Annotated in this window: 26 protein-coding genes; 15 read left to right on the forward strand and 11 right to left on the reverse strand. The window is 60.9% G+C overall.

Features of this window, described 5'->3' with window-relative positions:
- Positions 1-159 precede the first annotated feature (159 nt).
- Entirely contained in the window at positions 160-1,101 is a 942-nt protein-coding gene (locus WBB95_RS23050; RefSeq protein ID WP_424489666.1) for an AEC family transporter, read from the forward strand.
- A 124-nt stretch (positions 1,102-1,225) separates the two neighbouring features.
- On the opposite strand, the gene WBB95_RS23055 is transcribed toward WBB95_RS23050, so the two are convergent.
- From WBB95_RS23055 to gatC, 6 genes are all read right to left on the reverse strand, one after another.
- Entirely contained in the window at positions 1,226-1,609 is a 384-nt protein-coding gene (locus tag WBB95_RS23055) for a carboxymuconolactone decarboxylase family protein (RefSeq protein ID WP_424489667.1), read from the reverse strand.
- The gene (locus tag WBB95_RS23060; RefSeq protein ID WP_424489693.1) at positions 1,606-2,652 is read right to left on the reverse strand and encodes a calcium/sodium antiporter; all 1,047 of its coding nucleotides are present in this window, start codon (positions 2,650-2,652) and stop codon (positions 1,606-1,608) included. The genes WBB95_RS23055 and WBB95_RS23060 overlap by 4 nt, the downstream gene beginning before the upstream one ends.
- 58 nt (positions 2,653-2,710) lie before the next feature.
- Positions 2,711-3,082 (reverse strand): septal ring lytic transglycosylase RlpA family protein, encoded by a 372-nt coding sequence (locus WBB95_RS23065; protein ID WP_424489668.1) that lies wholly within the window; start codon positions 3,080-3,082, stop codon positions 2,711-2,713.
- Between the two features lie 158 nt (positions 3,083-3,240).
- Positions 3,241-4,686, reverse strand: a complete 1,446-nt coding sequence (gatB, locus tag WBB95_RS23070) for an Asp-tRNA(Asn)/Glu-tRNA(Gln) amidotransferase subunit GatB (RefSeq protein ID WP_424489669.1) — start codon at positions 4,684-4,686, stop codon at positions 3,241-3,243.
- Positions 4,687-4,696: 10 nt separating this feature from the next.
- On the reverse strand, positions 4,697-6,148 hold the full coding sequence (gatA, locus tag WBB95_RS23075; protein WP_424489670.1) for an Asp-tRNA(Asn)/Glu-tRNA(Gln) amidotransferase subunit GatA: 1,452 nt from the start codon (positions 6,146-6,148) through the stop codon (positions 4,697-4,699).
- A gap of 16 nt (positions 6,149-6,164) precedes the next feature.
- On the reverse strand, positions 6,165-6,452 hold the full coding sequence (gatC, locus tag WBB95_RS23080) for an Asp-tRNA(Asn)/Glu-tRNA(Gln) amidotransferase subunit GatC (protein ID WP_424489671.1): 288 nt from the start codon (positions 6,450-6,452) through the stop codon (positions 6,165-6,167).
- A gap of 210 nt (positions 6,453-6,662) precedes the next feature.
- On the opposite strand from gatC, the gene mreB reads away from it, so the two are divergent.
- From mreB to tldD, 8 genes are all read left to right on the forward strand, one after another.
- Entirely contained in the window at positions 6,663-7,700 is a 1,038-nt protein-coding gene (mreB, locus tag WBB95_RS23085; RefSeq protein ID WP_002555108.1) for a rod shape-determining protein MreB, read from the forward strand.
- A 139-nt stretch (positions 7,701-7,839) separates the two neighbouring features.
- On the forward strand, positions 7,840-8,967 hold the full coding sequence (mreC, locus tag WBB95_RS23090) for a rod shape-determining protein MreC (protein ID WP_424489694.1): 1,128 nt from the start codon (positions 7,840-7,842) through the stop codon (positions 8,965-8,967).
- A complete protein-coding gene (gene mreD / locus WBB95_RS23095; RefSeq protein WP_017138250.1) occupies positions 8,967-9,455 on the forward strand; it encodes a rod shape-determining protein MreD in 489 nt (162 codons plus the stop codon). Before mreC ends, mreD begins: the two co-directional genes overlap by 1 nt.
- Positions 9,456-9,506: 51 nt before the next feature.
- Positions 9,507-10,103: a Maf family protein gene (locus WBB95_RS23100; RefSeq protein WP_424489672.1), complete on the forward strand. Its 597-nt coding sequence runs from the start codon at positions 9,507-9,509 to the stop codon at positions 10,101-10,103.
- Positions 10,104-10,173: 70 nt separating this feature from the next.
- Complete coding sequence (gene rng / locus WBB95_RS23105) at positions 10,174-11,631, forward strand: ribonuclease G (RefSeq protein ID WP_010213134.1); 1,458 nt, start codon at positions 10,174-10,176, stop codon at positions 11,629-11,631.
- A gap of 76 nt (positions 11,632-11,707) precedes the next feature.
- Complete coding sequence (locus WBB95_RS23110; protein ID WP_424489673.1) at positions 11,708-15,523, forward strand: YhdP family protein; 3,816 nt, start codon at positions 11,708-11,710, stop codon at positions 15,521-15,523.
- A 48-nt stretch (positions 15,524-15,571) separates the two neighbouring features.
- Positions 15,572-16,420 (forward strand): carbon-nitrogen hydrolase family protein, encoded by an 849-nt coding sequence (locus tag WBB95_RS23115; RefSeq protein ID WP_424489674.1) that lies wholly within the window; start codon positions 15,572-15,574, stop codon positions 16,418-16,420.
- A gap of 16 nt (positions 16,421-16,436) precedes the next feature.
- Positions 16,437-17,879 (forward strand): metalloprotease TldD, encoded by a 1,443-nt coding sequence (gene tldD / locus WBB95_RS23120; RefSeq protein WP_424489675.1) that lies wholly within the window; start codon positions 16,437-16,439, stop codon positions 17,877-17,879.
- A 45-nt stretch (positions 17,880-17,924) separates the two neighbouring features.
- Here tldD and yjgA read toward each other — a convergent pair whose 3' ends face one another.
- Positions 17,925-18,446, reverse strand: a complete 522-nt coding sequence (gene yjgA, locus WBB95_RS23125; RefSeq protein ID WP_424489676.1) for a ribosome biogenesis factor YjgA — start codon at positions 18,444-18,446, stop codon at positions 17,925-17,927.
- A gap of 108 nt (positions 18,447-18,554) precedes the next feature.
- Between yjgA and pmbA the strand changes: the two genes are divergently transcribed.
- The 6 genes from pmbA to WBB95_RS23155 all read left to right on the forward strand — a co-directional run bounded on the left by pmbA (position 18,555) and on the right by WBB95_RS23155 (position 23,821).
- Positions 18,555-19,901 (forward strand): metalloprotease PmbA, encoded by a 1,347-nt coding sequence (pmbA, locus tag WBB95_RS23130; protein WP_424489677.1) that lies wholly within the window; start codon positions 18,555-18,557, stop codon positions 19,899-19,901.
- A 145-nt stretch (positions 19,902-20,046) separates the two neighbouring features.
- Positions 20,047-20,442, forward strand: coding sequence for a FagA protein (locus WBB95_RS23135; protein ID WP_424489678.1), 396 nt, complete (start codon positions 20,047-20,049; stop codon positions 20,440-20,442).
- Positions 20,435-21,811: a class II fumarate hydratase gene (locus tag WBB95_RS23140; protein ID WP_424489679.1), complete on the forward strand. Its 1,377-nt coding sequence runs from the start codon at positions 20,435-20,437 to the stop codon at positions 21,809-21,811. The genes WBB95_RS23135 and WBB95_RS23140 overlap by 8 nt, the downstream gene beginning before the upstream one ends.
- 27 nt (positions 21,812-21,838) lie before the next feature.
- Positions 21,839-22,282: a hypothetical protein gene (locus WBB95_RS23145; protein ID WP_424489680.1), complete on the forward strand. Its 444-nt coding sequence runs from the start codon at positions 21,839-21,841 to the stop codon at positions 22,280-22,282.
- A gap of 1 nt (position 22,283) precedes the next feature.
- Positions 22,284-22,895: a superoxide dismutase gene (locus tag WBB95_RS23150; RefSeq protein WP_101266549.1), complete on the forward strand. Its 612-nt coding sequence runs from the start codon at positions 22,284-22,286 to the stop codon at positions 22,893-22,895.
- Between the two features lie 32 nt (positions 22,896-22,927).
- Complete coding sequence (locus WBB95_RS23155) at positions 22,928-23,821, forward strand: ZIP family metal transporter (protein WP_424489681.1); 894 nt, start codon at positions 22,928-22,930, stop codon at positions 23,819-23,821.
- 38 nt (positions 23,822-23,859) lie between these two features.
- Here the strand turns inward: WBB95_RS23155 and WBB95_RS23160 are convergent, their stop codons facing one another.
- The 4 genes from WBB95_RS23160 to hpf are packed head-to-tail and all read right to left on the reverse strand — an operon-like array spanning position 23,860 to position 25,789.
- The gene (locus tag WBB95_RS23160) at positions 23,860-24,132 is read right to left on the reverse strand and encodes an HPr family phosphocarrier protein (protein WP_233319858.1); all 273 of its coding nucleotides are present in this window, start codon (positions 24,130-24,132) and stop codon (positions 23,860-23,862) included.
- A 16-nt stretch (positions 24,133-24,148) separates the two neighbouring features.
- The gene (rapZ, locus tag WBB95_RS23165; RefSeq protein WP_424489682.1) at positions 24,149-25,006 is read right to left on the reverse strand and encodes an RNase adapter RapZ; all 858 of its coding nucleotides are present in this window, start codon (positions 25,004-25,006) and stop codon (positions 24,149-24,151) included.
- A gap of 2 nt (positions 25,007-25,008) precedes the next feature.
- A complete protein-coding gene (gene ptsN / locus WBB95_RS23170; protein WP_424489683.1) occupies positions 25,009-25,473 on the reverse strand; it encodes a PTS IIA-like nitrogen regulatory protein PtsN in 465 nt (154 codons plus the stop codon).
- A 10-nt stretch (positions 25,474-25,483) separates the two neighbouring features.
- Entirely contained in the window at positions 25,484-25,789 is a 306-nt protein-coding gene (gene hpf, locus WBB95_RS23175; protein WP_424489684.1) for a ribosome hibernation-promoting factor, HPF/YfiA family, read from the reverse strand.
- Positions 25,790-25,864 lie beyond the last annotated feature (75 nt).

A 25,864-nucleotide genomic window follows, 5' to 3' on the forward strand; every position in this document is an offset into this window, starting at 1 on the left:
GACACACTGCAATCGCAGGCAAGCCAGCTCCCACATCTGGATAGGTGAGCACAGTTAAAGGTGGGAGGGGGCTTGCTCCCGAAGGCGGCCTACCAGACGCCGCCGGCTGCATGGCTTATCATTAGCCACCTGACGACACCCACCAAGGTTCTCCCCGGCATGCTGGCTATCTTCCTCACCACCCTCACCATCACCGCGCCGGTGTTTGCCATGCTGTTCCTCGGTGTGCTGCTCAAGCGCATCAATTGGATCAACGACAACTTTATCCACACAGCTTCGTCCCTGGTGTTCAACGTCACCATGCCGGCGCTGCTGTTCCTCGGCATCCTGCATGCCGACCTGCACGCGGCGCTCAAGCCGGGGTTGCTGATCTATTTTGCCGTCGCCACGTTGTTGAGCTTCGCCCTGGCCTGGGGGTGGGCGATCTATCGGTGCCCGCGTGAAGACCGCGGTATCTATACCCAAGGGTCGTTTCGCGGCAACAACGGGGTCATCGGCCTGGCACTGGCCGCCAGTATGTATGGCGACTACGGCATCTCCCTCGGCGCGATCCTCGCGGCCTTGGTAATCCTGTTCTACAACACCCTGTCGACCATCGTGCTGGCGGTGTACAGCCCGGTCATCAAGTCTGACCCGTGGAGCATCTTCAAGAGTGTGGTGGCCAACCCGCTGATCATCAGCGTGATCGTGGCCGCGCCCTTTGCCATTTTCAAGATTGGCTTGCCGGGGTGGCTGGAGTCTTCCGGCCAGTACCTGGCAGACATGACCTTGCCGTTGGCCCTGATCTGCATCGGCGGCACCTTGTCACTCGCGGCGTTGCGCAAAAGCGGGAGCATGGCCCTGAGTGCCAGCCTGGTGAAGATGATCGGTTTGCCGCTGTTGGCGACACTGGGCGCCTGGCTGCTGGGCTTTCGTGGGCCGGAACTGGGGATTCTGTTTTTATACTTCGGCGCGCCGACGGCGGCGGCCAGCTTTGTCATGGCCAGGGCGGCGGAGGGCAATCATGAATTGGCGGCGGCGATTATTGTGATCACCACCTTGATGGCGGCGGTGACCACCAATATCGGGATCTTTGTGTTGCAGGCGGGTGGCTGGATCTGAAGTCTTCGGTGAACCTAGGGCCAATCGCAGGCAAGTCGAATCGTCGCACCGCAGCTCCCACATTTTTGATTTGCGAACACATTCAAACGTGGGAGCTGGCTTGCCTGCGATAGCTATCTGACCGTCACTGCTGATCTGCCTGATACGCCTCAATCACTTCCTGCGCCGCCCGAAACGCATCAATCGCCGCCGGCACGCCGGCATACACCGCGCAATGCAGCAGCGCCTCACGAATCTCTTCCACCGTGCAGCCATTGTTCAGTGCGCCACGCACGTGGCCCTTCAGCTCCTGCGGGCACTTGAGCGCAGTCAGGGCGGCGAGGGTGATCAGGCTGCGTGTCTTCAGCGACAGGCCTTCGCGGTTCCACACGCTGCCCCACGCGTGCTCGTTGACGAAGTCCTGCAGTGGCTGGGTGAACTCGGTGGCATTGCCCAGGGCGCGATCGACGAATACATCGCCCATCACCTGGCGACGCATTTCAACCCCGGGTTTTTTCTGATCGGTCATTGCGATTCCCTCGTGTGTTGGCGGCGCCAGGCTCGCAGCGTGCTGAACAACACAAACGCCACCAGCACTGGCAGGACGTAATACAGCATCAGGTGTTCGAGCTTGGTCGCCAGTGGCATGCCGAAGGTAAATGACACCACATGCAGCCCATACACCAGATACAGGCCAAGGAACACCAGGCCCTCGGCGCGGGTCACGCGGTAGCCGGTATAAAAGATCGGCAGGCACAGCACCACAACGCCGAGCATCACCGGCAGGTCGAAATCCAGCGCGTTGGGCGACACCGACAGCGGCGAGGGCGCGACCAGGGCGGTAAAGCCCAGCACGCCCAGCAGGTTAAACAGGTTGCTGCCGATCACGTTGCCCACGGCAATTTCCCGCTCGCCGCGCAGCGCGGCAATCAACGAGGTGGCCAGGCACGGCAGCGAGGTGCCGACGCCGATCAGCGTCAGGCCGATGATGCGTTCCGACAGCCCCAAATCGCTCGCCACCTCGACGGCCGCACCCAGCAGCAAGTGCCCGGCCAGCACCAGAATCAACAGCCCACCCAACATCAGCAACACGCTGCTTAGCCAGGGCGCACTGGTCACCGTGTCCAGCGTGCGTGGGCGGCGTGAATGGCGGGTCTGGTAATGCAGCAGCGCGAGGTAAGCCACCAGTGCCGCCAGCAACACCGCGCCGTCGAACGGCGTGAGCTCTTCATTGGCCGACAGGGTAAACACCAGCAGGGCGGCGAAAATCATCACCGGGATGTCCAGGCGCACCAGTTGCCGTGAGACCCGCAGCGGGATGATCAGCGCGGACAAGCCCAGGGTCACGAGAATGTTGAAAATGCTGCTGCCGATCACGCTGCCCACGGCGATATCGGTGTTGCCGGCCAGGGTTGCCTGCACACTGACGGCCATCTGCGGCGCGCTGCTGCCGAAGGCGACGATGCTCAAGCCGATGATCAGTGGCCGCACCTTGAGGCTGGCCGCCAAGCGCACGGCGGCGCGCACGAGGATTTCGGCGCCGACAATCAGCAACACCAGGCCGCTGACCAGTTCGATCAGGCTCCAGGGCGAAAGGGCGGTTAATCCGAAAATGGCCAGGGCTCCTCTGTCAATTGCTCATGGCCTGCACGCGTACGCGTGCAGTGCCGCTGCCGAGCATACCGAGTTGCTCGGCGGCTTTGCGTGAAACGTCGATCAGGCGCCCACGGGTATGCGGGCCGCGATCGTTGATGCGTACCACCACGGATTTGTTGTTGTCGAGATTGGTCACCTTGACCTGAGTGCCGAAGGGCAAGCGCCGATGGGCGGCGGTCAGGGCGTTCTGGTTGAAGGGTTCACCGCTGGCGGTCTTGTTGCCATGGTGCTTGGCGCCGTAATAGGAGGCGGTGCCGGTTTCGTCGTAGCCGTCGGGGTCGATGAGGCCGCTGGCGCAACCGGCCAACAGAGAGAACAGGGCCAGGAGGCCGAGTAGACGCTTCATTTTCTGGATATCCCCGTTACAAATGTGGAAGCAGGTCTGTGTGGGAGCTGGCTTGCCTGCGATGGCTGCAACTCGGTTCTCCTGGAGGTCCGAGGTGCCTGCATCGCGGGCAAGCCCGGCTCCCACACAAGCCGGTTCCTGCACTTAAGCTGTTGCGATCAGCCTTCGAGCTTGCTTTTCAGCAGTTCGTTCACCTGTTGCGGGTTGGCTTTGCCTTTGGAGGCTTTCATCGCCTGACCGACAAAGAAGCCGAACATTTTGCCGCGCTTGGCTTCGTCTGCCGCACGGTACTGCTCAACTTGTTCGGCATTGGCCGCGAGCATTTCGTCCAGCACGGCCGAGATGGCGCCGCTGTCGGTCACTTGCTTGAGGCCACGCTCGTCGATGATCTCGTCGGCATTGCCTTCGCCGGCGGCCATGGCTTCAAACACGGTCTTGGCGATTTTGCCGGAGATCGTGTTGTCCTTGATGCGCAGCAGCATGCCGCCCAATTGCTCGGCGGTGACCGGGGCTTCGTCGATTTCCAGGCCCTGTTTGTTCAGCAGGCTGCCCAGCTCAACCATCACCCAGTTGGCTGCCAGCTTGGCGTCACCGGCGATGCTCACGACTTTTTCGAAGTAGTCGGCTTGCTCGCGGCTCGATGCCAGTACGCTGGCGTCGTAGACCGACAGGCCGAACTGCTCCTGGAAGCGCTCGCGTTTCTGCGGCGGCAATTCCGGCAGGGTGGCGCGCACGTCATTGAGGAACGAATCCTCGATGACCACCGGCAACAGGTCCGGGTCGGGGAAGTAACGGTAGTCGTTGGCTTCCTCTTTGCTGCGCATGGCGCGGGTTTCGTCTTTGTTCGGGTCGTACAGGCGCGTTTGCTGGATCACCTTGCCGCCGTCTTCGATCAGCTCGATCTGGCGACGCACTTCGGTGTTGATCGCCTTCTCGATGAAACGGAACGAGTTGACGTTCTTGATCTCGCAGCGGGTGCCGTATTCGACCTGGCCTTTTGGCCGCACCGACACGTTGCAGTCGCAACGCAGCGAGCCTTCGGCCATGTTGCCGTCGCAGATACCCAGGTAACGCACCAGCGCATGGATGGTCTTGACGTAGGCCACGGCTTCCTTGGCGCTGCGCATGTCCGGCTCGGAAACGATCTCCAGCAGCGGCGTGCCGGCGCGGTTCAGGTCGATGCCGGTGGCGCCATTGAATTCTTCATGCAGGCTCTTGCCGGCATCTTCTTCCAGGTGCGCACGTGTTACGCCGACACGCTTGATGGTGCCGTCTTCCAACGGGATGTCCAGGTAGCCCTTGCCGACGATCGGCAATTCCATCTGGCTGATCTGGTAGCCCTTGGGCAGGTCCGGGTAGAAGTAGTTTTTGCGCGCGAACACGTTGTGCTGGCCGATCTCGGCGTCAATCGCCAGGCCGAACATCACCGCCATGCGCACCGCTTCCTCGTTCAGCACCGGCAATACGCCGGGCATGCCCAGGTCGACCAGGCTGGCCTGGGTGTTGGGCTCGGAGCCGAACGTGGTGGCGCTACCGGAGAAAATCTTCGATTGGGTGGCGAGCTGGGTATGAATCTCCAGCCCGATCACAACTTCCCATTGCATAGTGTTCTCCTCAGAAGCCGGTAGGGGTGCGGGTGTGCCAGTCGGTGTTCAACTGGTACTGGTGCGCCACATTGAGCAGGCGGCCTTCCTGGAAATACGGGGCGAGCAGTTGCACGCCAACCGGCAAGCCATCGACAAAGCCTGCTGGCATGGACAAGCCCGGCAAACCCGCGAGGTTGGCGGTGATGGTGTAGAGGTCTTCCAGGTACTCGGCGATCGGGTCGCCGGTCTTGGCGCCGATCTTCCAGGCCGGGTTCGGCGTGGTTGGGCCGAGGATCACGTCAACTTCTTCAAAGGCTGCCATGAAGTCGTTCTTGATCAGGCGACGGATCTTTTGCGCCTTGAGGTAGTACGCGTCGTAGTAACCGGCCGACAGCGCGTAGGCGCCGACCATGATCCGGCGTTGTACTTCGGCACCGAAGCCTTCGCCACGGGAGCGTTTGTACAAATCGGTCAGGTCTTTCGGGTTTTCGCAGCGGTAGCCGAAGCGCACGCCGTCGAACCGGGACAGGTTGGAGGAGGCTTCTGCCGGCGCGATCACGTAGTACGCAGGGATCGCGTGCTGGTTGTTCGGCAGGCTGATGTCCTTGATCACGGCGCCGAGCTTTTCCAGCTCCTTGACGCTGTTGTGCACCAGCTCGGCGATGCGCGGGTCGAGGCCGGCGCTGAAATACTCTTTCGGCACACCAATACGCAGGCCTTTAAGCGAGGTATTGAGGCTGGCGCTGTAGTCTGGCACCGGCTCATCGATGCTGGTGGAGTCCTGTTTATCGAACCCTGCCATGCCTTGTAACAATATTGCGCAGTCTTCAGCCGTGCGTGCCAGAGGGCCGCCCTGATCCAGGCTGGAGGCGTAGGCGATCATGCCCCAGCGGGAAACACGACCGTAGGTCGGTTTAAGGCCGGTGAGGTTGGTGAACGCGGCGGGCTGGCGGATCGAACCGCCGGTGTCGGTGGCAGTAGCCGCCGGCAGGAAACGTGCAGCCACAGCAGCAGCCGAGCCGCCGGAGGAACCGCCAGGCACGTGTTCCAGGTTCCACGGGTTTTTCACCGCGCCGTAGTAGCTCGACTCGTTGGCCGAACCCATGGCGAATTCGTCCATGTTGGTCTTGCCCAGGGTTACGGCCCCGGCGGCAGCCAGCTTGGACACCACGGTGGCGTCGTAGGGCGCCCTGAAGTTGTCGAGCATCTTCGAGCCGCAACTGGTGCGGATACCCTGGGTGCAGAACAGGTCTTTGTGGGCGATCGGTGCGCCCAACAGCGCGCTGTTCTCACCGTTGGCGCGACGCACGTCGGCGGCCTTGGCCTGGCTCAGGGCCAGCTCTTCGGTGAGGCTGATGAAGCTGTTGACCTTGGGGTCCAGCTCGGCGATACGCGCCAGCAAGGTCTTGGTCAGCTCTTCGGAAGAAAACTTTTTGTCGGCGAGACCGCGGGCGATCTCGGCCAGAGTCATGTGATGCATTGCAGGCTCTTTCCCTTTAGTCGATGACTTTCGGAACCAGGTACAGGCCGTTTTCGACCGCTGGCGCGATGGACTGGTAAGCCTCGCGATTATTTCGTTCGGTCACAACGTCTGCGCGCAGGCGCTGACTGGCTTCCAGCGGGTGAGCCAGGGGCTCGATGCCGTCGGTATTGACGGCCTGCATTTGGTCAACCAGCCCGAGAATGCTGTTCAGGGCTGCGGTAATCGGTGGAAGATCGGCTTCAACCAGGCCCAAATGGGCCAGGTGAGCGATTTTTTCCACGTCGGAGCGTTCAAGCGCCATGGGATTCTCCAGTGGAAAACAGAACGGAAGGCGTCCGTGTGTTAGATTGTCGGAACACTACCGCATTTCTACGGTCATATGGCCGCGATTGTGGGGGTTGGTGCACAGAAAGTCGGCCAATTTAGCACATTGGCGCCTTGCCCAAAATCCCTGTCGTTGTTAGAGTTTGCCGCACTTTTTTACCCACGCGTTGCCTAGGGTCCTTTCCCCATGTTCAAGAAACTGCGTGGCATGTTTTCCAGCGATCTTTCCATTGACCTGGGCACTGCCAACACCCTTATTTACGTGCGCGAGCGCGGTATCGTTCTGAATGAGCCATCAGTTGTGGCCATTCGGACCCATGGTAATCAGAAAAGTGTCGTTGCCGTTGGCACCGAGGCCAAGCGCATGCTTGGCCGAACACCGGGCAACATCGCTGCCATTCGTCCGATGAAGGATGGCGTGATTGCCGACTTCAGCGTCTGCGAAAAGATGCTGCAGTACTTCATCAACAAGGTTCACGAAAACAGTTTCCTGCAGCCCAGCCCTCGTGTGCTGATCTGCGTTCCATGCAAATCCACCCAGGTGGAGCGTCGTGCCATCCGTGAATCGGCCCTTGGCGCCGGTGCCCGTGAAGTGTTCCTGATCGAAGAGCCAATGGCCGCCGCGATCGGTGCCGGCCTGCCGGTTGAAGAAGCGCGCGGTTCGATGGTGGTGGATATCGGTGGTGGTACCACTGAAATCGCCCTGATTTCCCTGAACGGTGTGGTGTATGCCGAATCCGTGCGCGTAGGCGGCGACCGCTTCGACGAAGCGATCATCACGTACGTGCGTCGTAACTACGGCAGCCTGATCGGCGAATCCACCGCCGAGCGCATCAAGCAGGAAATCGGCACTGCTTACCCGGGTGGCGAAGTGCGCGAAGTCGATGTTCGCGGTCGCAACCTGGCCGAGGGCGTTCCACGTGCCTTCACCCTGAACTCCAATGAAGTGCTGGAAGCTCTGCAAGAGTCCCTGGCTACCATCGTTCAGGCTGTGAAGAGCGCCCTGGAGCAATCGCCGCCGGAATTGGCGTCTGATATCGCCGAGCGTGGCCTGGTACTGACCGGTGGTGGCGCCTTGCTGCGCGACCTCGACAAGTTGCTGGCCCAGGAAACCGGCCTGCCGGTGATCGTCGCCGAAGACCCGCTGACCTGCGTCGCCCGTGGCGGTGGCCGTGCACTGGAAATGATGGATAAACACACCATGGACCTGCTTTCCAGCGAATAAGATCGTCTGGATGGTTCATGCTTCGTCGGCAGGCAGCACTTTGCAGTGCTGCCTGTTGGCGTTTATCTTCTTCAATCTGCATCCGGGCCGGTTAGATGCCGTATGAATAAAGAGAACATTTGCCTGGGAGGAGCGGCTTATTAAACCGCTTTTCGCCAAAGGCCCCTCATTGGGCGTGCGCTTATTGGTGCTGGTCGTGCTTTCGGTCGCGCTGATGGTGGTCGATGCCCGCTTTGCTCTGCTCAAGCCCGTGCGTAGCCAGATGTCGCTGGTGTTGATGCAGACTTACTGGATCACCGACCTGCCGCAACGTCTCTACCAGGGCGTGGCCAGCCAATTCGGCAGCCGCACCGAGCTGGTCGCCGAGAACGAAAAACTCAAGACTGAAAACCTGCTGTTGCAGGGGCGCATGCAAAAGCTGGCGGCCCTCACCGAGCAGAACGTTCGGCTGCGCGAGTTGCTCAATTCCTCCGCCTTGGTCAACGAGAAGGTCGAAGTGGCCGAGTTGATCGGCATGGACCCCAACCCCTTTACCCATCGCATCATCATCAACAAGGGTGAGCGCGACGGTGTGGTCCTCGGCCAGCCGGTGCTCGATGCCCGTGGCCTGATGGGCCAGGTGGTCGAGCTGATGCCCTACACCTCGCGGGTGTTGCTGCTGACGGACACGACCCACAGCATTCCGGTACAGGTCAACCGCAACGGCTTGCGCGCAATTGCCAGCGGCACCGGCAACCCCGAGCGCCTGGAGTTGCGGCACGTAGCCGACACCGCCGACATCAAGGAAGGCGACCTGCTGGTCAGCTCAGGTTTGGGGCAGCGGTTCCCGGCGGGTTACCCGGTGGCGACGGTCAAGGAAGTGATTCACGATTCCGGCCAGCCATTTGCCATCGTGCGTGCCGTACCGACCGCTGCCCTCAACCGCAGCCGTTACCTGCTGCTGGTCTTCAGCGACAACCGTACCCCGGAAGAGCGCGCCAACGATGCCGCCCAGGCCCAGGAAGCGGAAGACAAACAGAACGGGACAGGGCCGATCGTGCCCGCCACGGTGCCGAAGCCGGCATTTGTCGGGCCGCCTGCGCCACCGGCCACCCCGGCAGCGCCAGTGGCAACCCCGGTCAAGCCGGCAGCCCACAGCGCACGCCCGGCTAAACCGGCTGCCAAGCCCGCAGTGGTCTCGCCTGCTGCTACTGCGCCTGCTACCACGACGCCCGCAGCCAGGCCGCCGGCCGCTGCCCCCGCAACCACGCGGCAGAGGGAGGAATAATGGCCGGTACTCATTCGCGTAATGGCTGGATCGTCTGGCTGACATTCGCCATCGGTTTGCTGCTTAGTGTTTCGCCACTCCCGCAATTCATGGAAATCCTGCGCCCGCTCTGGCTCGCGTTGTTACTGGCCTTCTGGTCGCTGACCCTGCCGCACAAAGTCGGCATGGTCACGGCGATGTGCCTGGGCTTGGCGGAAGACGTGCTGTATGGCACCTTGCTGGGTCAGAACGCGTTGATCCTCACCCTGATTACGTTCCTGGTGTTGTCATTGCAGCAGCGTTTGCGCATGTTCCCGATGTGGCAGCAGTGCCTGGTCATTTTGGTGATTTTCGGCCTGGCGCAGTTGGTACAGCTGTGGCTCAGCGCCTTGACCGGCAACCGCCAGCCAACCCTGGCGTTGGTGCTGCCGGCCCTGGTCAGTGCATTACTGTGGCCATGGGTCAGCTTCGGTCTGCGTGGGTTACGTCGTCGCTACAAAATCAATTGAATGGATTGCGAGGCTCTGCCTGGTTATCGAACCCCACAGGGAGAGTCTGCAATGAATTCGCTTTATCTGGCCTCGGGCTCTCCCAGGCGGCGTGAACTGCTGACCCAGATCGGTGTGCCCTTTACCGTGGTCAGCGCCGCCATTGACGAAACTCCTCTTACACACGAATCCGCCGTTGCCTACGTCGAGCGTCTTGCGCGCGGCAAGGCCACGGCGGGTTTTGCTGCGCTCGATAAAACCCCGCAAGCCTGCGTGTTGGGCGCCGACACGGCCGTAATCGTGGATGGCCAGATCCTTGGCAAGCCCGTGGATCAAGCTGACGCGTTGGCAATGTTGATGGCGCTTGCAGGGCGCGAACATGAAGTCCTCACGGCTATCGCCCTGACTGACGGGCAGCGCTGCGAAACGCTGTGTGTCAGCAGTCGGGTACGTTTTCGCAGTATTTCTGTCGAAGAGGCTACAACCTACTGGCACAGTGGCGAACCCCAGGACAAGGCGGGCGGCTATGCTATCCAGGGGCTCGGGTCGGTGTTTGTCGCCGGGCTCAACGGCAGCTATTCCGCCGTGGTAGGCCTGCCGGTGTGCGAAACCGCGCAACTGCTCGGCCAATTCGGCATACCCTGTTGGCAAAACCTTACCGCGCGCTGAACGCCGTACGACAGCGCCCAGCCTTAAGCGATCGGTCACTATTGTGAAAACGCCTGAACGAGACCCAGCCATGAGTGAAGAGATTCTGATCAATATCACGCCGATGGAATCGCGCGTGGCGGTGGTAGAGAACGGTGTTCTGCAAGAAGTGCACGTTGAGCGCACCCAGAAGCGCGGGATCGTCGGCAACATCTATAAAGGCAAGGTCGTGCGTGTCCTGCCGGGCATGCAGGCGGCTTTCGTCGACATCGGCCTGGACCGCGCCGCGTTTATCCACGCTTCGGAAATCTCCCTGCGTGAAGGCCCTGCGGTGGAAAGCATCAGCGCCCTGGTGCATGAAGGGCAGAGCCTGGTGGTGCAAGTCACCAAGGACCCCATCGGTTCCAAAGGCGCGCGCCTGACCACTCAGTTGTCGATTCCGTCGCGGTACCTGGTGTACATGCCGCGCACGGCGCATGTCGGCATTTCCCTGAAAATCGAAGACGAAGCAGAACGTGAGCGCCTGAAAAAGGTGGTCAGCGATTGCGTCGCCGCCGAAGGCATCAAGGAGGCGGGCGGCTTTATCCTGCGCACCGCCGCTGAAGGCGCCGGTGCCGATGAAATCCTCATGGACATCCGCTACCTGCGGCGGCTGTGGGACCAGATTGGCGCGCAGATCAAAACCATCGGTGCACCAAGCGTCATCTATGAAGACCTCGGCCTGGCCCTGCGCACACTGCGCGACCTGGTCAGCCCGAAGATAGAGAAAATTCGCATCGACTCGCGGGAAACCTTCCAGCGCACCACGCAATTTGTTGCCGAGCTGATGCCGGAAATTGCCGACCGCCTGGAACACTACCCTGGCGAGCGACCGATCTTCGACCTGTATGGCGTCGAAGACGAAATTCAGAAAGCCCTGGAGCGCAAAGTACCGCTCAAGTCCGGCGGCTACCTGGTGGTCGATCCGGCAGAGGCGATGACCACCATCGACGTCAACACCGGTGCGTTCGTGGGCCATCGCAACCTTGAAGAAACCATCTTCAAGACCAACCTCGAAGCCGCCACCGCGATTGCCCGTCAACTACGCCTGCGCAACCTGGGCGGCATCATCATTATCGACTTCATCGACATGGAAGACGAAGAGCACCAGCGCCAGGTGTTGCGCACCCTTGAAAAGCAGCTGGAACGCGATCACGCCAAGACCAACATCATCGGCATCACCGAGCTGGGCCTGGTGCAGATGACCCGCAAGCGCACCCGCGAAAGCCTAGAACAAGTGCTGTGCGAACCGTGCAGCAGTTGCCAGGGCCGCGGCAAGTTAAAGACCCCGGAAACGGTTTGCTACGAGATTTTCCGGGAAATCTTACGGGAGGCACGTGCCTACCAGGCCGAAGGTTATAGAGTGCTTGCCAACCAGAAAGTGGTCGATCGGTTGCTGGATGAAGAGTCCGGTAACGTTGCTGAGCTGGAGGGTTTTATAGGGCGCACGATTCGCTTCCAGGTCGAAACCATGTATTCCCAGGAACAATACGACGTGGTGCTGCTCTGATCCCCATTCGCTTTCTTTCTTCGAGACCGGCAGACCTTGATCTGCCGTCCGACAACCGCCTTGAGGGTCGCCTGACATGGAGCGTCTGATACGCTTTTTTGCCGCTTTGACCCGTTGGGGCCTGGGCCTCTGTGCGTTGCTGCTGGTATTGGCGGCGGTGTACGTGAGCCTGGGTCGCGAATTGACTCCGCTGGTAGCCGAATACCGCGCCGAAATCGAAGCCAAGGCCCAGGCCGCGGTGGCGATGCCTCTGCAGATCGGCAGCCTCGAAGGCCGTTGGAGCGGCTTCGCCCCGGTGTTGCTGGCCCACGACGTGATGGTGGGTGAGGGCAACAGTGCCTTGCGCCTGGATCAGGTTGAAGTGGTGCCGGACATCTGGGCCAGCCTGATGGCCCGCGAAGTGCGCATCGCCCACCTGGAAGTCAGCGGCCTGCAACTGAGCGTGAAGGAAGACAAGGACGGCCATTGGGCGCTGCAAGGCCTGCCGGTGCAGGACGACCAGCCGCTGGACCCGGAGCAGGTGCTCACGCGCATGCAAATGGTCAAACGCGTGTCATTGCTGGACAGCCAGGTAACATTGCAGCCCTTCGACCAGGCGCCGTTGACCCTGACCTACGTGGGCCTGAGCCTGCACACCGGCATGACGCGGCAACGCTTGGACGCGCGCCTGACGCTGCCCGACGGCCAGCCACTGGCCCTGAGCCTGAGCAGCCGTATCCGCGCCAGCCAGTGGAAGGACGGCGAAGTCCAGGCTTACCTCAGCCTGCCCCAAAGTGAGTGGGCCAAATGGATTCCCGCAAGACTGACCCAGCAATGGAAACTCACGCAGTTCAAGGCCGGCGGCGAGTTCTGGCTGAGTTGGGCCAAGGGCACCGTGCAAAGCGCCGTGGTGCGCCTCAACTCACCTCAGGTGAAGGGCAGCTACGCCGACCGCAAGCCGGTACACATCGAGAATCTCGCCCTGACGGCGTACCTGCAACGCAGTGAGACCGGCCTCAAGGTGCAGTTTGATTCGCTGGCGATGAACATCGGCGACACCCGTTGGGAATCGCACCTGCAATTGCAGCAAACCCTGGCGACCGATAAAGACCAGGAAGCCTGGAAGCTGCAGGCCGACCGTCTTGACCTGACGCCCGTAACCCCGCTGCTCAATGCATTGGCACCTTTGCCGGAAGGCTTCGCCAAAACTGTCGAGCACCTGAAAGCCACGGGCGTGTTGCGCAACGTGCTGGTGGATTTCCGCCCTGAGGACACCACCGACCAGAAAGTCAGTTTTGCCGCCAACCTGGAGCGCGTCGGCTTTGATGCGTATATCGGCGCACCGGCCGCGCGTAACGTGTCCGGCAGCATCAGCGGCGACCTGGGCCATGGCGAGTTGCGCATGGACAGCAAAGACTTTTCGCTGCACCTGTTTCCGATCTTCGCCAAGCCCTGGCAGTACATCCAGGCCAATGCGCGCCTAACCTGGACGCTGGACAAAGAAGGCTTCACGCTGATCGCCCCGTATATCAAGGTGCTGGGCGAGGAGGGCAACGTCGCCGCCGACTTCCTCATTCGCCTGCATTTCGACCACAGCCAGGAAGATTACATGGACCTGCGGGTCGGCATGGTTGATGGCGATGGCCGCTTCACAGCCAAATATTTGCCCGCCGTGTTGAGCCCTGCCCTGGATGAGTGGTTGCGCACGGCAATTCTCAAAGGTGCGGTCGACCAAGGCTTCTTCCAGTACCAGGGCTCGTTGAACCACGATGCACCGCCGGCAGCGCGCAATATCAGCCTGTTCTTCAAGGTGCATGACGCCGAGCTGGCGTTCCAGCCGGGCTGGCCTCATGTGAGCAAGGTCAATGGCGAAGTGTTCGTGGAGGAGAGCGGTGTGCGCATCCTGGCGAGCAAGGGCCAATTGCTCGACACCAAGGTCAAGGACGTCTACGTCAATATTCCTCACGCACCGGCCGGCAAAGACAGCCACCTGCTGATAACCGGCGGGTTTGCGGGTGGCTTGGGTGATGGCCTGAAGATCCTCCAGGAAGCACCGATCGGCACCGGTTCGACCTTCGCCGGCTGGAAGGGCGAGGGCGACCTGCAAGGCAAGCTGGACCTGGATATCCCACTGGCCAAGGGCACTGAACCGAAGATCGTGGTCGACTTCCAGACCGACAAGGCGCGCCTGCAATTGGCCGAGCCGACCCTGGACCTGACCCAGCTCAAAGGTGACTTCCGCTTCGACAGCACCAAGGGCCTGAGTGGCCAGAACATTTCGGCCCAGGCCTTTGACCGGCCCATCACGGCGCAGATTTTTGCCGATGGCAAGCCGGGCAACATCAGCACACGCGTCTCGGCGAAAGGCCAGGTCACGGTCAAGCGCCTGACGGACTGGTTGAAAATCAGCCAGCCGTTGCCGGTGTCCGGTGACATTCCGTACCAGCTGCAGCTCACCCTGGACGGCGCCGACAGCCAATTGATGGTCAGCTCGAACATGAAGGGCGTTGCAGTGGACCTGCCGGCACCCTTTGGCATGCCGGCCAGCCAAGGCCGCGATAGCGTGTTCCGCATGACCTTGCAGGGCCCCGAGCGCCGCTACTGGTTTGACTACGGCGAACTGGCGAGCTTTACCTTTGCCTCGCCGCCCGACAAGTTCAATGACGGTCGCGGGGAGTTGTTCCTCGGCGACGGTGATGCCGTGCTGCCTGCCGCCAAAGGTTTGCGCATTCGCGGTGTGCTGTCGGAGCTGGATATCGACCCGTGGAAAAAGCTGGTTCACCGCTACGCCGGGAATGACCCGGGCGGCAGTGCCAAACAACTGCTCAGCGGCGCCGACTTCAAGGTGGGCAAATTGACCGGTTTTGGTACCCAGTTTGATCAGGTCAACTTGCAGCTTGATCGCAAGCCCGCTGCCTGGGGCTTGCAGCTCGACAGCCAACAGGCCAAGGGTTCGGTCAACCTGCCGGACGCCAAGGGCGCGCCGATCGATATCAACCTGCAATACGTGAAACTCCCAGCGGTGGACCCGACGGTGCAGGCGGATGAAAATGCGCCAGACCCGTTGGCGGATATCGACCCCAAGGACATTCCGGCGCTGGATATTGCCATCAAGCAACTGTTCCAGGGGCCGGACCTGGTGGGCGCCTGGTCGCTGAAGGTACGCCCTACCGCCAAAGGCTTGGCCTTCAACAACCTCGACCTGGGTCTCAAGGGCATGCTGCTCAACGGCGCTGGCGGTTGGGAAGGCGCGCCGGGCGCCAGCAGCAGTTGGTACAAGGGCCGCCTGGATGGCAAGAATATCGCCGATGTACTCAAGGGTTGGGGTTTTGCGCCGACCGTGACCAGCGAAGACTTCCACTTGGACGTCGACGGTCGTTGGCCGGGTTCGCCAGCCTGGGTCGGGCCCAAGCGTTTTTCCGGCAGCCTGGATGCGGCGTTCCGCAAAGGTCAGTTTGTTGAAGTGGAAGGCGGCGCCCAGGCCCTGCGGGTGTTCGGCTTGCTCAATTTCAACTCCATCGGCCGCCGTCTGCGCCTGGACTTCTCTGACCTGCTCGGCAAAGGCTTGAGCTATGACCGGGTCAAAGGTTTGCTGGCCGCCAGTAATGGCGTATTCGTGACCCGTGAACCCATCACCATGACCGGGCCTTCTACCAACCTTGAGCTCAATGGCACCCTGGACCTGGTGGCTGACCGTGTCGACGCCAAGTTGCTGGTCACCCTGCCGGTGACCAATAACCTGCCGATTGCCGCGCTGATTGTGGGTGCCCCGGCCATTGGTGGCGCCTTGTTCCTGATCGACAAGTTGATCGGTGACCGTGTTTCGCGCTTCGCCAGCGTGCAATACAAAGTGCAAGGCCCGTGGAAGGATCCAAAAATCACCTTCGACAAGCCATTTGAAAAGCCAAACTGAGAGCCTGTGGAGTAGCATGGCCGCATGCCTATTTTGGAGTGTCGGCCCATGTCCTTTGCGGTAATTCAAATGGTCAGCCAGAGCGATGTGCTGGCTAACCTGGCCCAGGCTCGGCGCCTGCTGGAGCAAGCGGCGGCGGACGGTGCGAAGCTGGCGGTGTTGCCGGAAAACTTCGCGGCCATGGGCCGTCGCGACGTGGCGGATATCGGCCGCGCCGAAGCCTTGGGCGAAGGCCCTATCTTGCCATGGTTGAAACAGACCGCTCGCGACCTCACCTTATGGATAGTGGCGGGTACTTTGCCGCTGCCGCCAAAGGACCAACCGAACGCCAAACCCAACGCCTGCTCATTGCTGGTCGATGACCAAGGCGAAATCGTCGCCCGTTACGACAAGCTTCACCTGTTCGATGTCGATGTGGCCGATGCGCGAGGTCGTTATCGCGAATCTGACGACTATGCTTTTGGTGGCAATGTGGTGGTGGCGGATACGCCCGTCGGCCGATTGGGCCTGACGGTGTGTTACGACCTGCGCTTCCCCGAGCTGTACAGCGAATTGCGCGCGGCCGGGGCTGAACTGATTACCGCGCCTTCGGCCTTTACGGCAGTGACCGGCGCCGCGCACTGGGACGTGCTGATTCGCGCGCGTGCCATCGAAACCCAGTGCTACCTGCTGGCAGCGGCGCAAGGCGGCGTGCACCCGGGGCCACGGGAAACCTATGGGCATGCGGCGATTGTCGACCCTTGGGGGCGTGTGCTGACACAACAGGATCAAGGCGAAGCGGTGTTGCTGGCCGAACGCGACAGCAGTGAACAGGCGTCGATACGGGCGCGCATGCCGGTGGTCAACCATCGGCGCTTTTTCTCGCAGGGCGCGCAGCGACCTGCTTCAGAACGATGAATTTAAGGCCAAACCTATGAGCGAGTTGTTGTCCTCAGTCAGTGAACATCTCCTGGCGCCCGGTGGCGTGACCATCGACAGTTTGCAAGCCGTGCTCGGCGACTTGGCCGGGCCGGGTATTGACGCCGCTGACCTGTATTTCCAAGGGCAGATTTCCGAGTCCTGGGCCCTCGAAGACGGCATCGTCAAGGAAGGCAGTTTCAACCTTGACCAAGGCGTTGGCGTACGCGCGCAGTCCGGTGAAAAGACCGGTTTTGCCTACAGTAACGCCATCACCCTTGAGGCATTGGGCCTCGCGGCACGTGCGGCGCGCTCGATTTCGCGCGCCGGCCAGAACGGTACCGTGCAGGCATTCAGCACCCAGGACGTGGCCCAGTTGTATGCACCGGATAACCCCCTGGAAGTGATCAGCCGGGCGGAGAAGGTCGATTTGCTCAAGCGTATCGACGCGGCCACCCGCGCCCTCGACCCGCGTATCCAGCAGGTTACCGTGAGCATGGCCGGTGTGTGGGAACGCATTCTCGTGGCGTCCACCGACGGCGGGCTGGCGGCGGATGTACGGCCTTTGGTGCGCTTCAACGTCAGTGTGATTGTCGAGCAGAATGGCCGTCGCGAGCGTGGCGGTCACGGCGGCGGCGGGCGTACCGACTACCGTTATTTCCTCGCTGAAGACCGTGCCATGGGGTATGCCCGTGAGGCGTTGCGCCAGGCGCTGGTCAACCTGGAGGCCATTCCGGCGCCAGCCGGTACGTTCCCGGTGGTACTGGGTTCGGGCTGGTCCGGGGTGCTTCTGCACGAAGCCGTGGGGCATGGCCTGGAAGGCGACTTCAACCGCAAAGGCAGTTCGGCCTACAGCGGGCGCATGGGCGAGATGGTCGCGTCCAAACTCTGCACGATTGTCGACGACGGCACCCTCGCTGGCCGTCGTGGCTCGCTGAGCGTCGATGACGAAGGCACGCCGACCGAGTGCACCACGCTGATTGAAAACGGCGTGCTCAAGGGTTACATGCAAGACAAGCTCAACGCCCGCCTGATGGGCGTGGCGCGCACCGGTAACGGCCGCCGCGAGTCTTACGCGCACCTGCCGATGCCGCGTATGACCAACACCTACATGCTCGGTGGCGAAAGCGACCCTGCGGAGATCATCGCCTCGGTAAAGCGCGGCATCTATTGCGCCAACCTCGGCGGCGGCCAGGTGGATATCACCAGCGGCAAATTCGTGTTCTCCACCAGCGAGGCGTACCTGATCGAAGACGGCAAGATTACCGCGCCGATCAAAGGGGCGACGTTGATTGGTAACGGTCCGGAGGCCATGAGCAAGGTGTCGATGGTCGGTAACGACCTGTCGCTGGACAGTGGCGTGGGTACGTGCGGCAAGGATGGGCAGTCGGTGCCGGTGGGTGTCGGCCAGCCAACGCTGAAAATTGATGCGATCACCGTGGGTGGCACGGGCTCGTAAGGCGTGGAGCTTCGGGTGGCGAAGACCGCCACCCGGGGAAGAGGATCAGCGCAGGCCGCGTTGAGTCTCGTCCAGCTCACGGATGTACTTGAACATTTTACGGCTGGTGGCCGGCGCCTTGTTATGCGCCTGCTCGTGCTGGGCCTGACGGATCAGGGAGCGCAGTTGCTGGCGGTCCGCATCCGGGTAGTCCAGCACGAATTTCTCCAGCACCGCGTCATCGCCTGCAATCAGGCGGTCACGCCAACGCTCCAGGTTATGGAAGCGTTCGTTGTATTGGCGAGTGGAGGCATCGGTTTGATCAAGCAACGCCAGAATCGCGTCAATGTCCTGATCGCGCATCAACTTGCCGATAAACATGATGTGCCGTTTACGCGCGATATTCGCGGTGTGCTTGGGTGCGTCCGCAAGCGCCCGGCGCATTTCGTCGGTCAGTGGCAGTTTTGCAATCAAGTCTTTCTTGAGCGTTGTAAGACGCTCGCCAAGGTCCACCAGAGCATGCAGCTCTCGTTTGACCTGGGTTTTGCTTTTCTCCCCATCGAGGGAGTCGTCGTAAGAATCAACCATGGTGGCAGTCCGCAAAGAAACGCCGCCATGATAACCAGTCGGGGGCCGCTTGTCCGGCCCGGTCGCTCGATGGCCTTAACCGAAAGCAGAATTTGAGTGGAGAAAACCATGAGTGCAGCCCAAAGCGTCGGTCCGCAAGCGTTACCGGCACTGCAGGAACAAGTCGAGCAGATCATTGCCGAGGCCAAGCGCCAGGGGGCCAGTGCCTGTGAAGTGGCGGTGTCGCTGGAGCAGGGGCTGTCGACGTCGGTACGCCAGCGGGAAGTGGAAACCGTCGAATTCAACCGCGACCAGGGGTTCGGCATCACGTTGTACGTAGGGCAACGCAAAGGCTCGGCCAGCACCTCGGCCAGCGGCCCGGAAGCCATTCGCGAAACGGTCGCCGCCGCATTGGCGATTGCCAAGCACACCTCCGAAGATGAAAGTTCGGGGTTGGCCGACAAGGCACTGATGGCCAAGGATCTGAAAGACTTCGATCTGTTCCATGCCTGGGACATCACGCCCGAGCAAGCCATCGAACAGGCCTTGACCTGCGAAGCGGCCGCGTTCGACGCTGATCCCCGCATCAAGAACGCCGATGGCACCACGTTGAGTACTCATCAGGGTTGCCGCGTGTATGGCAACAGCCATGGTTTTATCGGTGGTTACGCGTCCACTCGCCATAGCTTGAGCTGCGTGATGATCGCCGAAGCCAATGGCCAGATGCAGCGCGATTACTGGTATGACGTGAACCGTCAGGGCGAATTGCTGGCCGACCCGGTCAGCATCGGCCAACGGGCTGCACAACGTGCTGCGAGCCGCTTGGGCGCGCGCCCGGTGCCGACCTGTGAAGTACCGGTGCTGTTTTCGGCGGAACTGGCCGGAGGCCTGTTCGGCAGTTTCCTGGGGGCGATTTCCGGCGGCAACCTGTACCGCAAGTCGTCGTTTCTGGAAGGTGCCATCGGTCAGAAGCTGTTTCCCGAGTGGCTCACCATCGATGAACGTCCGCACCTGATGCGTGCCATGGGCAGTTCGTCGTTCGACGGTGATGGCCTTGCCACCTACGCCAAGCCGTTTGTCGAAAACGGCGAACTGGTGTCTTACGTACTGGGCACTTACGCCGGTCGCAAGCTTGGCCTGCCAAGCACCGCCAACTCCGGCGGCGTGCACAACCTGTTCGTGACCCACGGCGACGAAGATCAGGCGGCACTGTTGCGTCGCATGGGTCGCGGCTTGCTGGTGACCGAGTTGATGGGCAGTGGCCTGAACATGGTCACCGGTGATTACTCCCGTGGTGCGGCGGGTTTCTGGGTGGAAAATGGCGAGATTCAGTTCGCCGTCCAGGAAGTGACGATCGCCGGCAATATGCGCGATATGTTCAAACAGATCGTTGCGGTGGGTAACGACCTGGAACTGCGCAGCAACATTCGCACCGGTTCGGTATTGATCGAGCGGATGACTGTCGCCGGCAGCTAACCCGCGACGTTTCAAAAAAAGGCGCGCCATCGTAAGGATGGCGCGCCTTTTTTATGCCTGCCTCGCAGTTGGATTTATCTGCCACTCTTGTTTTGATTCTCAATATCATTTAATAATAAATATCATTACCGAGTGAGCGTGGATCATGAGTTCTGTCCTGCATGAGGATCCCTACCTGGAAAGCTGGCGCTGGATGAGTCGTCAGATTCGCTGCGGCCTCGATCCCAACGAGCCTCGCCTGATCGAACATTACCTCAATGAAGGTCGATACCTGGCGTGTTGCACCGCGACTCACCCGTGGACGATCGCTGAAACCTCTTTGCGCCTGTTGATCGACACCGCCAGCGATATCGCCTTGCCCTGGCACTGGCGATCCATCTGCCTGGACCAGGCCTGGCGCCCACTGCGCGACCTGGAAAAACTCTCTCACTGTGCCTGCCGCCTCAAGCGCTGGCAGACCTTTGCCTGGCAATTGGCGACCTGCGAATTGCTGCCGTCCCTTTCTGTTTCTGACTTGGTGCAAGGATCTTCCGATGAGTAACACCCGTATCGAACGCGACAGCATGGGCGAGCTGCAAGTGCCTGCCGAGGCGCTGTATGGCGCCCAGACCCAGCGCGCGGTGAACAATTTCCCGATCAGCCACCAACGTATGCCAGCGCAGTTCATCCGCGCGCTGATCCTGGCAAAAACCGCTGCGGCCAAGGTTAACGTCGAGCTCAAGCAAATCAGCGAAGGGCAGGGCAAGGCCATCGTCGACGCCGCCCAAGGCCTGCTGGAAGGCGACTTCATGCAGCACTTTCCGGTGGATATCTTCCAGACGGGCTCGGGCACCAGCTCCAACATGAATGCCAACGAAGTGATCGCCACCCTGGCCAGCCGCCTGCTCGGCGAGGCGGTCGACCCCAATGATCATGTGAACTGCGGTCAAAGCAGCAACGACATCATTCCGACCACGATTCACGTCAGCGCCGCGTTGGTCCTGCATGAGCAAACGCTGCCGGCCCTGCTGCATCTGGTGCAAGTCATCGAGCGGAAGGCTGAAGAGGTCCACCCGTTCATCAAGACCGGGCGCACGCACCTGATGGATGCCATGCCGGTGCGCATGAGCCAGGTGCTCAACGGCTGGGCGCAGCAGCTCAAAGCCAACATCGCCCACCTGCAGGACCTGCTGCCAAGCCTGCAATCGCTTGCCCAGGGCGGCACGGCCGTTGGGACCGGGATCAACGCGCACCCGGAATTCGCGGCGCGTTTCAGCCAGCAACTGAGCAGTCTGACCGCCGTGAAATTCACTCCGGGCAAGAACCTGTTTGCGTTGATTGGCTCCCAGGACACGGCCGTTGCCGTCTCCGGCCAGTTGAAAGCCACTGCCGTGTCGCTGATGAAAATCGCCAACGACCTGCGCTGGATGAACTCCGGCCCGCTCGCCGGCTTGGGTGAAATCGAACTGGAAGGCCTGCAGCCTGGCTCGTCGATCATGCCGGGCAAGGTCAACCCGGTGATTCCCGAAGCCACCGCCATGGTCGCCGCGCAGGTGATCGGCAATGACACGGTGATTACCGTCGCGGGGCAGTCGGGTAACTTCGAGCTGAACGTGATGCTGCCGATCATCGCCCAGAACCTGTTGAGCAGCCTTGAACTGCTGGCCAATTCCAGCCGGTTGCTCGCCGATAAGGCCATCGCCAGCTTCAAGGTCAACGAAGCCAAGCTCAAGGAGGCGCTGTCGCGCAACCCGATCCTGGTGACCGCGCTTAACCCGATCATTGGTTACCAAAAGGCTGCTGAAATCGCCAAGAAGGCCTATCAACAAGGCCGTCCGGTGATTGATGTAGCCCTTGAACACACCGACTTGCCACGCAGCCAACTGGAAGTCCTGCTGGATCCGGAAAAGCTCACCGCCGGCGGCGTGTAATCACCGACCCTGCTTTGGAGGCTCACCATGGAGCACTGGAAACGCACGATCGAACGGGCTAATCGCTGCTTTATGCAGGGCGATCTGGTCGATGCTCGCGAGGCCTATTTGCAAGCCCTGGCGCTGGCTCAAGTGTTATTCGAGCGTTGGGCGGATGCCGACGAAGCAGTGGCCGTCTGCGTCATTTCCCATCACAACCTGGCAGACCTGCACCTGCGCCTGAACCAGCCGGAGGAGAGCGCGGAATACCTCTGCGCCATTCACCAGCGCCTGCTGCAGACCATGCAGGACCCGCGCCTGAGCCCGCAACTGCGCGAGGCGGCGCTGCGCCAGAGCAGCAAGACCTACGTCGAACTCTTGAATTTCATCAGCGATTACGGCGAATACCCACGCACACATCGCTTGTTGGGCGGCACTGCGGCGCAACCGGATGCGTCGACCCGCAACAGTCCTTATTACGGAGCTCATTGATATGACCTACACCTTGCCTGCCTTGCCCTATGCCTACGATGCCCTGGAACCGCATATCGATGCGCAAACCATGGAGATTCACTACACAAAGCACCATCAGACCTACATCAACAACCTCAACGCGGCCGTCGAGGGCACCGAGTTCGCGGGTTGGCCGGTGGAAAAGCTGGTGTCCAGCGTCCAGCAACTGCCGGAAAAACTCCGCGCGGCAGTGATCAACCAGGGCGGCGGCCACGCCAACCATTCGTTGTTCTGGGCGGTAATGTCGCCCAAAGGCGGCGGCAAACCTGAAGGCGCGCTGGGCAAGGCCATCGATGAGCAACTGGGCGGTTTCGACAGCTTCAAAGAGGCCTTCACCAAGGCCGCCCTGACCCGCTTCGGCAGCGGTTGGGCCTGGCTGAGCGTGACCCCGCAAAAGACCTTGGTGGTGGAAAGCAGCGGTAACCAGGACAGCCCGTTGATGAATGGCAACACGCCGATCCTCGGTCTCGATGTCTGGGAGCATGCCTATTACCTGCTTTATCAGAACCGTCGCCCGGAATACATCAACGCCTTCTATAGCGTGATCAACTGGCCGGAAGTCGCCGCGCGCTACCAGGCCGCCCTGGCCTGACATTCATCCTATAACAAGATCTAAGGCCGACTATGGGCACTGAAACACTGGCGATCAGCAGCGGGCGAATGTGCCGTTATGCATTGGGCTCGCTGCTGCTGTTGGCAGGTATTGCGTTGCTGGTGGCCCACGGGCTGGCCTGGCTTGACCTTGAACCGCGCATCTTGCGAGCTTTGCAGGGCGGGGCGATATGCGCGCTCGGCACGGCGCTGGGCGCGGTACCGGTGTTGGTGATTCGCCGCATGCCGGTGGCGCTGAGCGATACCTTGTTGGGTTTTGGTGCCGGGGTGATGCTGGCGGCTACGGCGTTTTCGCTGGTGGTGCCTGGTATCAGTGCTGCCGAGAGCCTGGGGCTCTCGCCTTGGGGCGCCAGTGGGTTGATCAGCTTCGGCATCATGCTCGGGGCGTTCGGGTTGTATTTGGTTGATCGCAAGGTCTCGGGCGCCAGCCCGGAAATGCTGGTGGGCACGCCGGAAAAACCGGTGATTCCACCACGCATTTGGCTATTCGTATTTGCCATCATTGCCCACAACATCCCGGAAGGCATGGCCGTGGGCGTTTCTGCCGGTGGAGGCATGCCGGACGCCGACAGCTTGGCCATGGGCATTGCCTTGCAGGATGTACCGGAAGGGTTGGTGATTGCACTGGTGCTGGCTGGGGCGGGCATGTCGCGGGTCAAGGCGTTCTTGATTGGCGCCGCTTCAGGTTTGGTCGAGCCGGTGTTTGCCGTGCTGTGCGCCTGGCTGGTCAGCTTGGCCGAGGTGCTGCTGCCGTTGGGGTTGGCGCTGGCGGCGGGGGCGATGCTGCTGGTCGTGACTCACGAAGTGATCCCTGAATCACGTCGTAACGGCCACGAAAAGCTCGCCAGCCTGGGGCTGTGCATCGGGTTTTGTTTGATGATGGTGATGGATACGGCACTAGGGTGAAGCCGTTGCGGCTTCACCTGTCTCAGTAGGGGGTGGGTTTACTCACCCTCATCAAAGAAGTTATTGATCAGCGCGACCAGTGCGTCCAGCGCTTCCTGCTCTTGCTCACCTTCCGTCTTCAGATGAATTTTGGTGCCCTTGCCGGCGGCCAGCATCATCATGGCCATGATGCTTTTGCCATCGACCATGGATTCCGGGGTGCGCCCGGCGCGAATCTGGCAGGGAAACTGCCCCGCAACGCCGACGAACTTGGCGGAAGCCCGGGCGTGCAGGCCCAGCTTGTTGATGATTTCAATTTCCAGAGCGGGCATCGCGGGGGTGTTCCTTTCAGCTAAGGTCGCGGTGGCGGACCTGGACGTTCTTGAGAGTTTGTTGCAGCACCTGGCCCAGACGCTCGGTCAGGTAGACGGAACGGTGGTGACCACCGGTGCAGCCAATGGCAATGGTGACATAAGCCCGATTGCTCGCGGCGAAACGCGGCAACCATTTGAGCAGGTAGCTGGAGATGTCCTGGAACATTTCCTCGACATCCGGTTGCGCAGCCAGGTACTCGGCTACGGCCGGATCCAGCCCCGACTGGTCGCGCAGTTCCGGCTTCCAGTATGGGTTGGGCAGGCAGCGCACATCGAACACCAGGTCGGCATCCACTGGCATGCCGCGTTTAAAACCAAACGACTCGACGAGAAATGCCGTGCCAGGCTCCGGCTGGTTCAGCAGGCGCAGCTTGATGGCGTCGCGCAACTGATACAGGTTCAGCCCGGTGGTGTTGATCTTGAGGTCGGCGAGGTCAATGATCGGGCCCAGCAGCGTGGTTTCGTCCTCGATGGCTTCGGCCAGGGAGCGATGAGGGCTGCTGAGTGGGTGACGGCGACGGGTTTCAGAGAAGCGCTTGAGCAGCGTCTCTTCGTCGGCATCCAGGTACAGCACGTCGCAATGAATGTGCTTGGCCCGCACTTCTTCGAGCAATTCAGGGAATCGCGAGAGGTGGCTGGGCAGGTTGCGCGCATCAATCGAAACGGCGACCAGGGGTTGCGCCAATTCGGTATGGATCAGTGCTCTTTCCGCCAGTTCCGGCAGCAGGCCGGCGGGCAGGTTGTCGATGCAATAGAAGCCACTGTCCTCCAGAACGTTGAGAGCAGTACTTTTACCCGAGCCGGACCGGCCGCTGACGATGATCAAACGCATGATTACTGCCCGTTTTGTTCATCCAGAACAACCTGATAGAGCGCCTCGTTGCTTTTGGCACTGCGCAGTCTGTCGCGTACTTCCTTGCGGTCGAGCATGCTGGCGATCTGCCGAAGCAGTTCCAGGTGCGCATCGGTGGCGGCTTGCGGGACCAGCAGAACGAACAGCAGGTCGACCGGAGCACCGTCGATGGCATCGAAATCGATTGGTTTTTCCATGTGCAGCAGAGCGCTGACTGGCGATTCACAGCCTTGAAGACGACAGTGAGGAATGGCGATGCCGTTGCCAAAACCGGTTGAACCGAGTTTTTCACGGGCGATCAGCGACTCGTACACAATTTGCTCATCCAGCTCAGGCACTTCGCGGCTGATCAGTTTGGCAATTTCTTCGAGGGCTTTCTTTTTACTGCCGCCCGGCACGTTCACGAGGGAACGGCCGGGGGTCAGGATGGTTTCAAGTCGGATCATGGGGGGAGAGTTAACGACCTGTACCTTGCATCAGGTGCAGATTCTTTTCCTTATGCTTTTTAAGTTGGCGGTCAAGCTTGTCAGTCAAGGCATCGATTGATGCATACATGTCTTCATGCTCGGCATTGGCGACTATTTCGCCACCGGGAATCTGTAGGGTTGCCTCGATTTTCTGCTGAAGCTTGTCGACCTTCATGATGACTTGCACGTTGGTGATCTTGTCAAAATGACCCTCAAGCCGCTTCAGCTTCTGCTCGACATAGTCGCGCAGTGGAGGGGTGACTTCTACATGGTGTCCACTGATGTTGACTTGCATACAGCTTCTCCTTCGTTGCCAGTGCATAAAGCGGCGGGTAGGAATACCCGCCACTGGAACGCTATGGCCCGCCCG

The sequence above is a fragment of the Pseudomonas sp. genome (assembly GCF_049645325.1).
In the GTDB taxonomy this organism is placed as follows: Bacteria; Pseudomonadota; Gammaproteobacteria; order Pseudomonadales; family Pseudomonadaceae; genus Aquipseudomonas.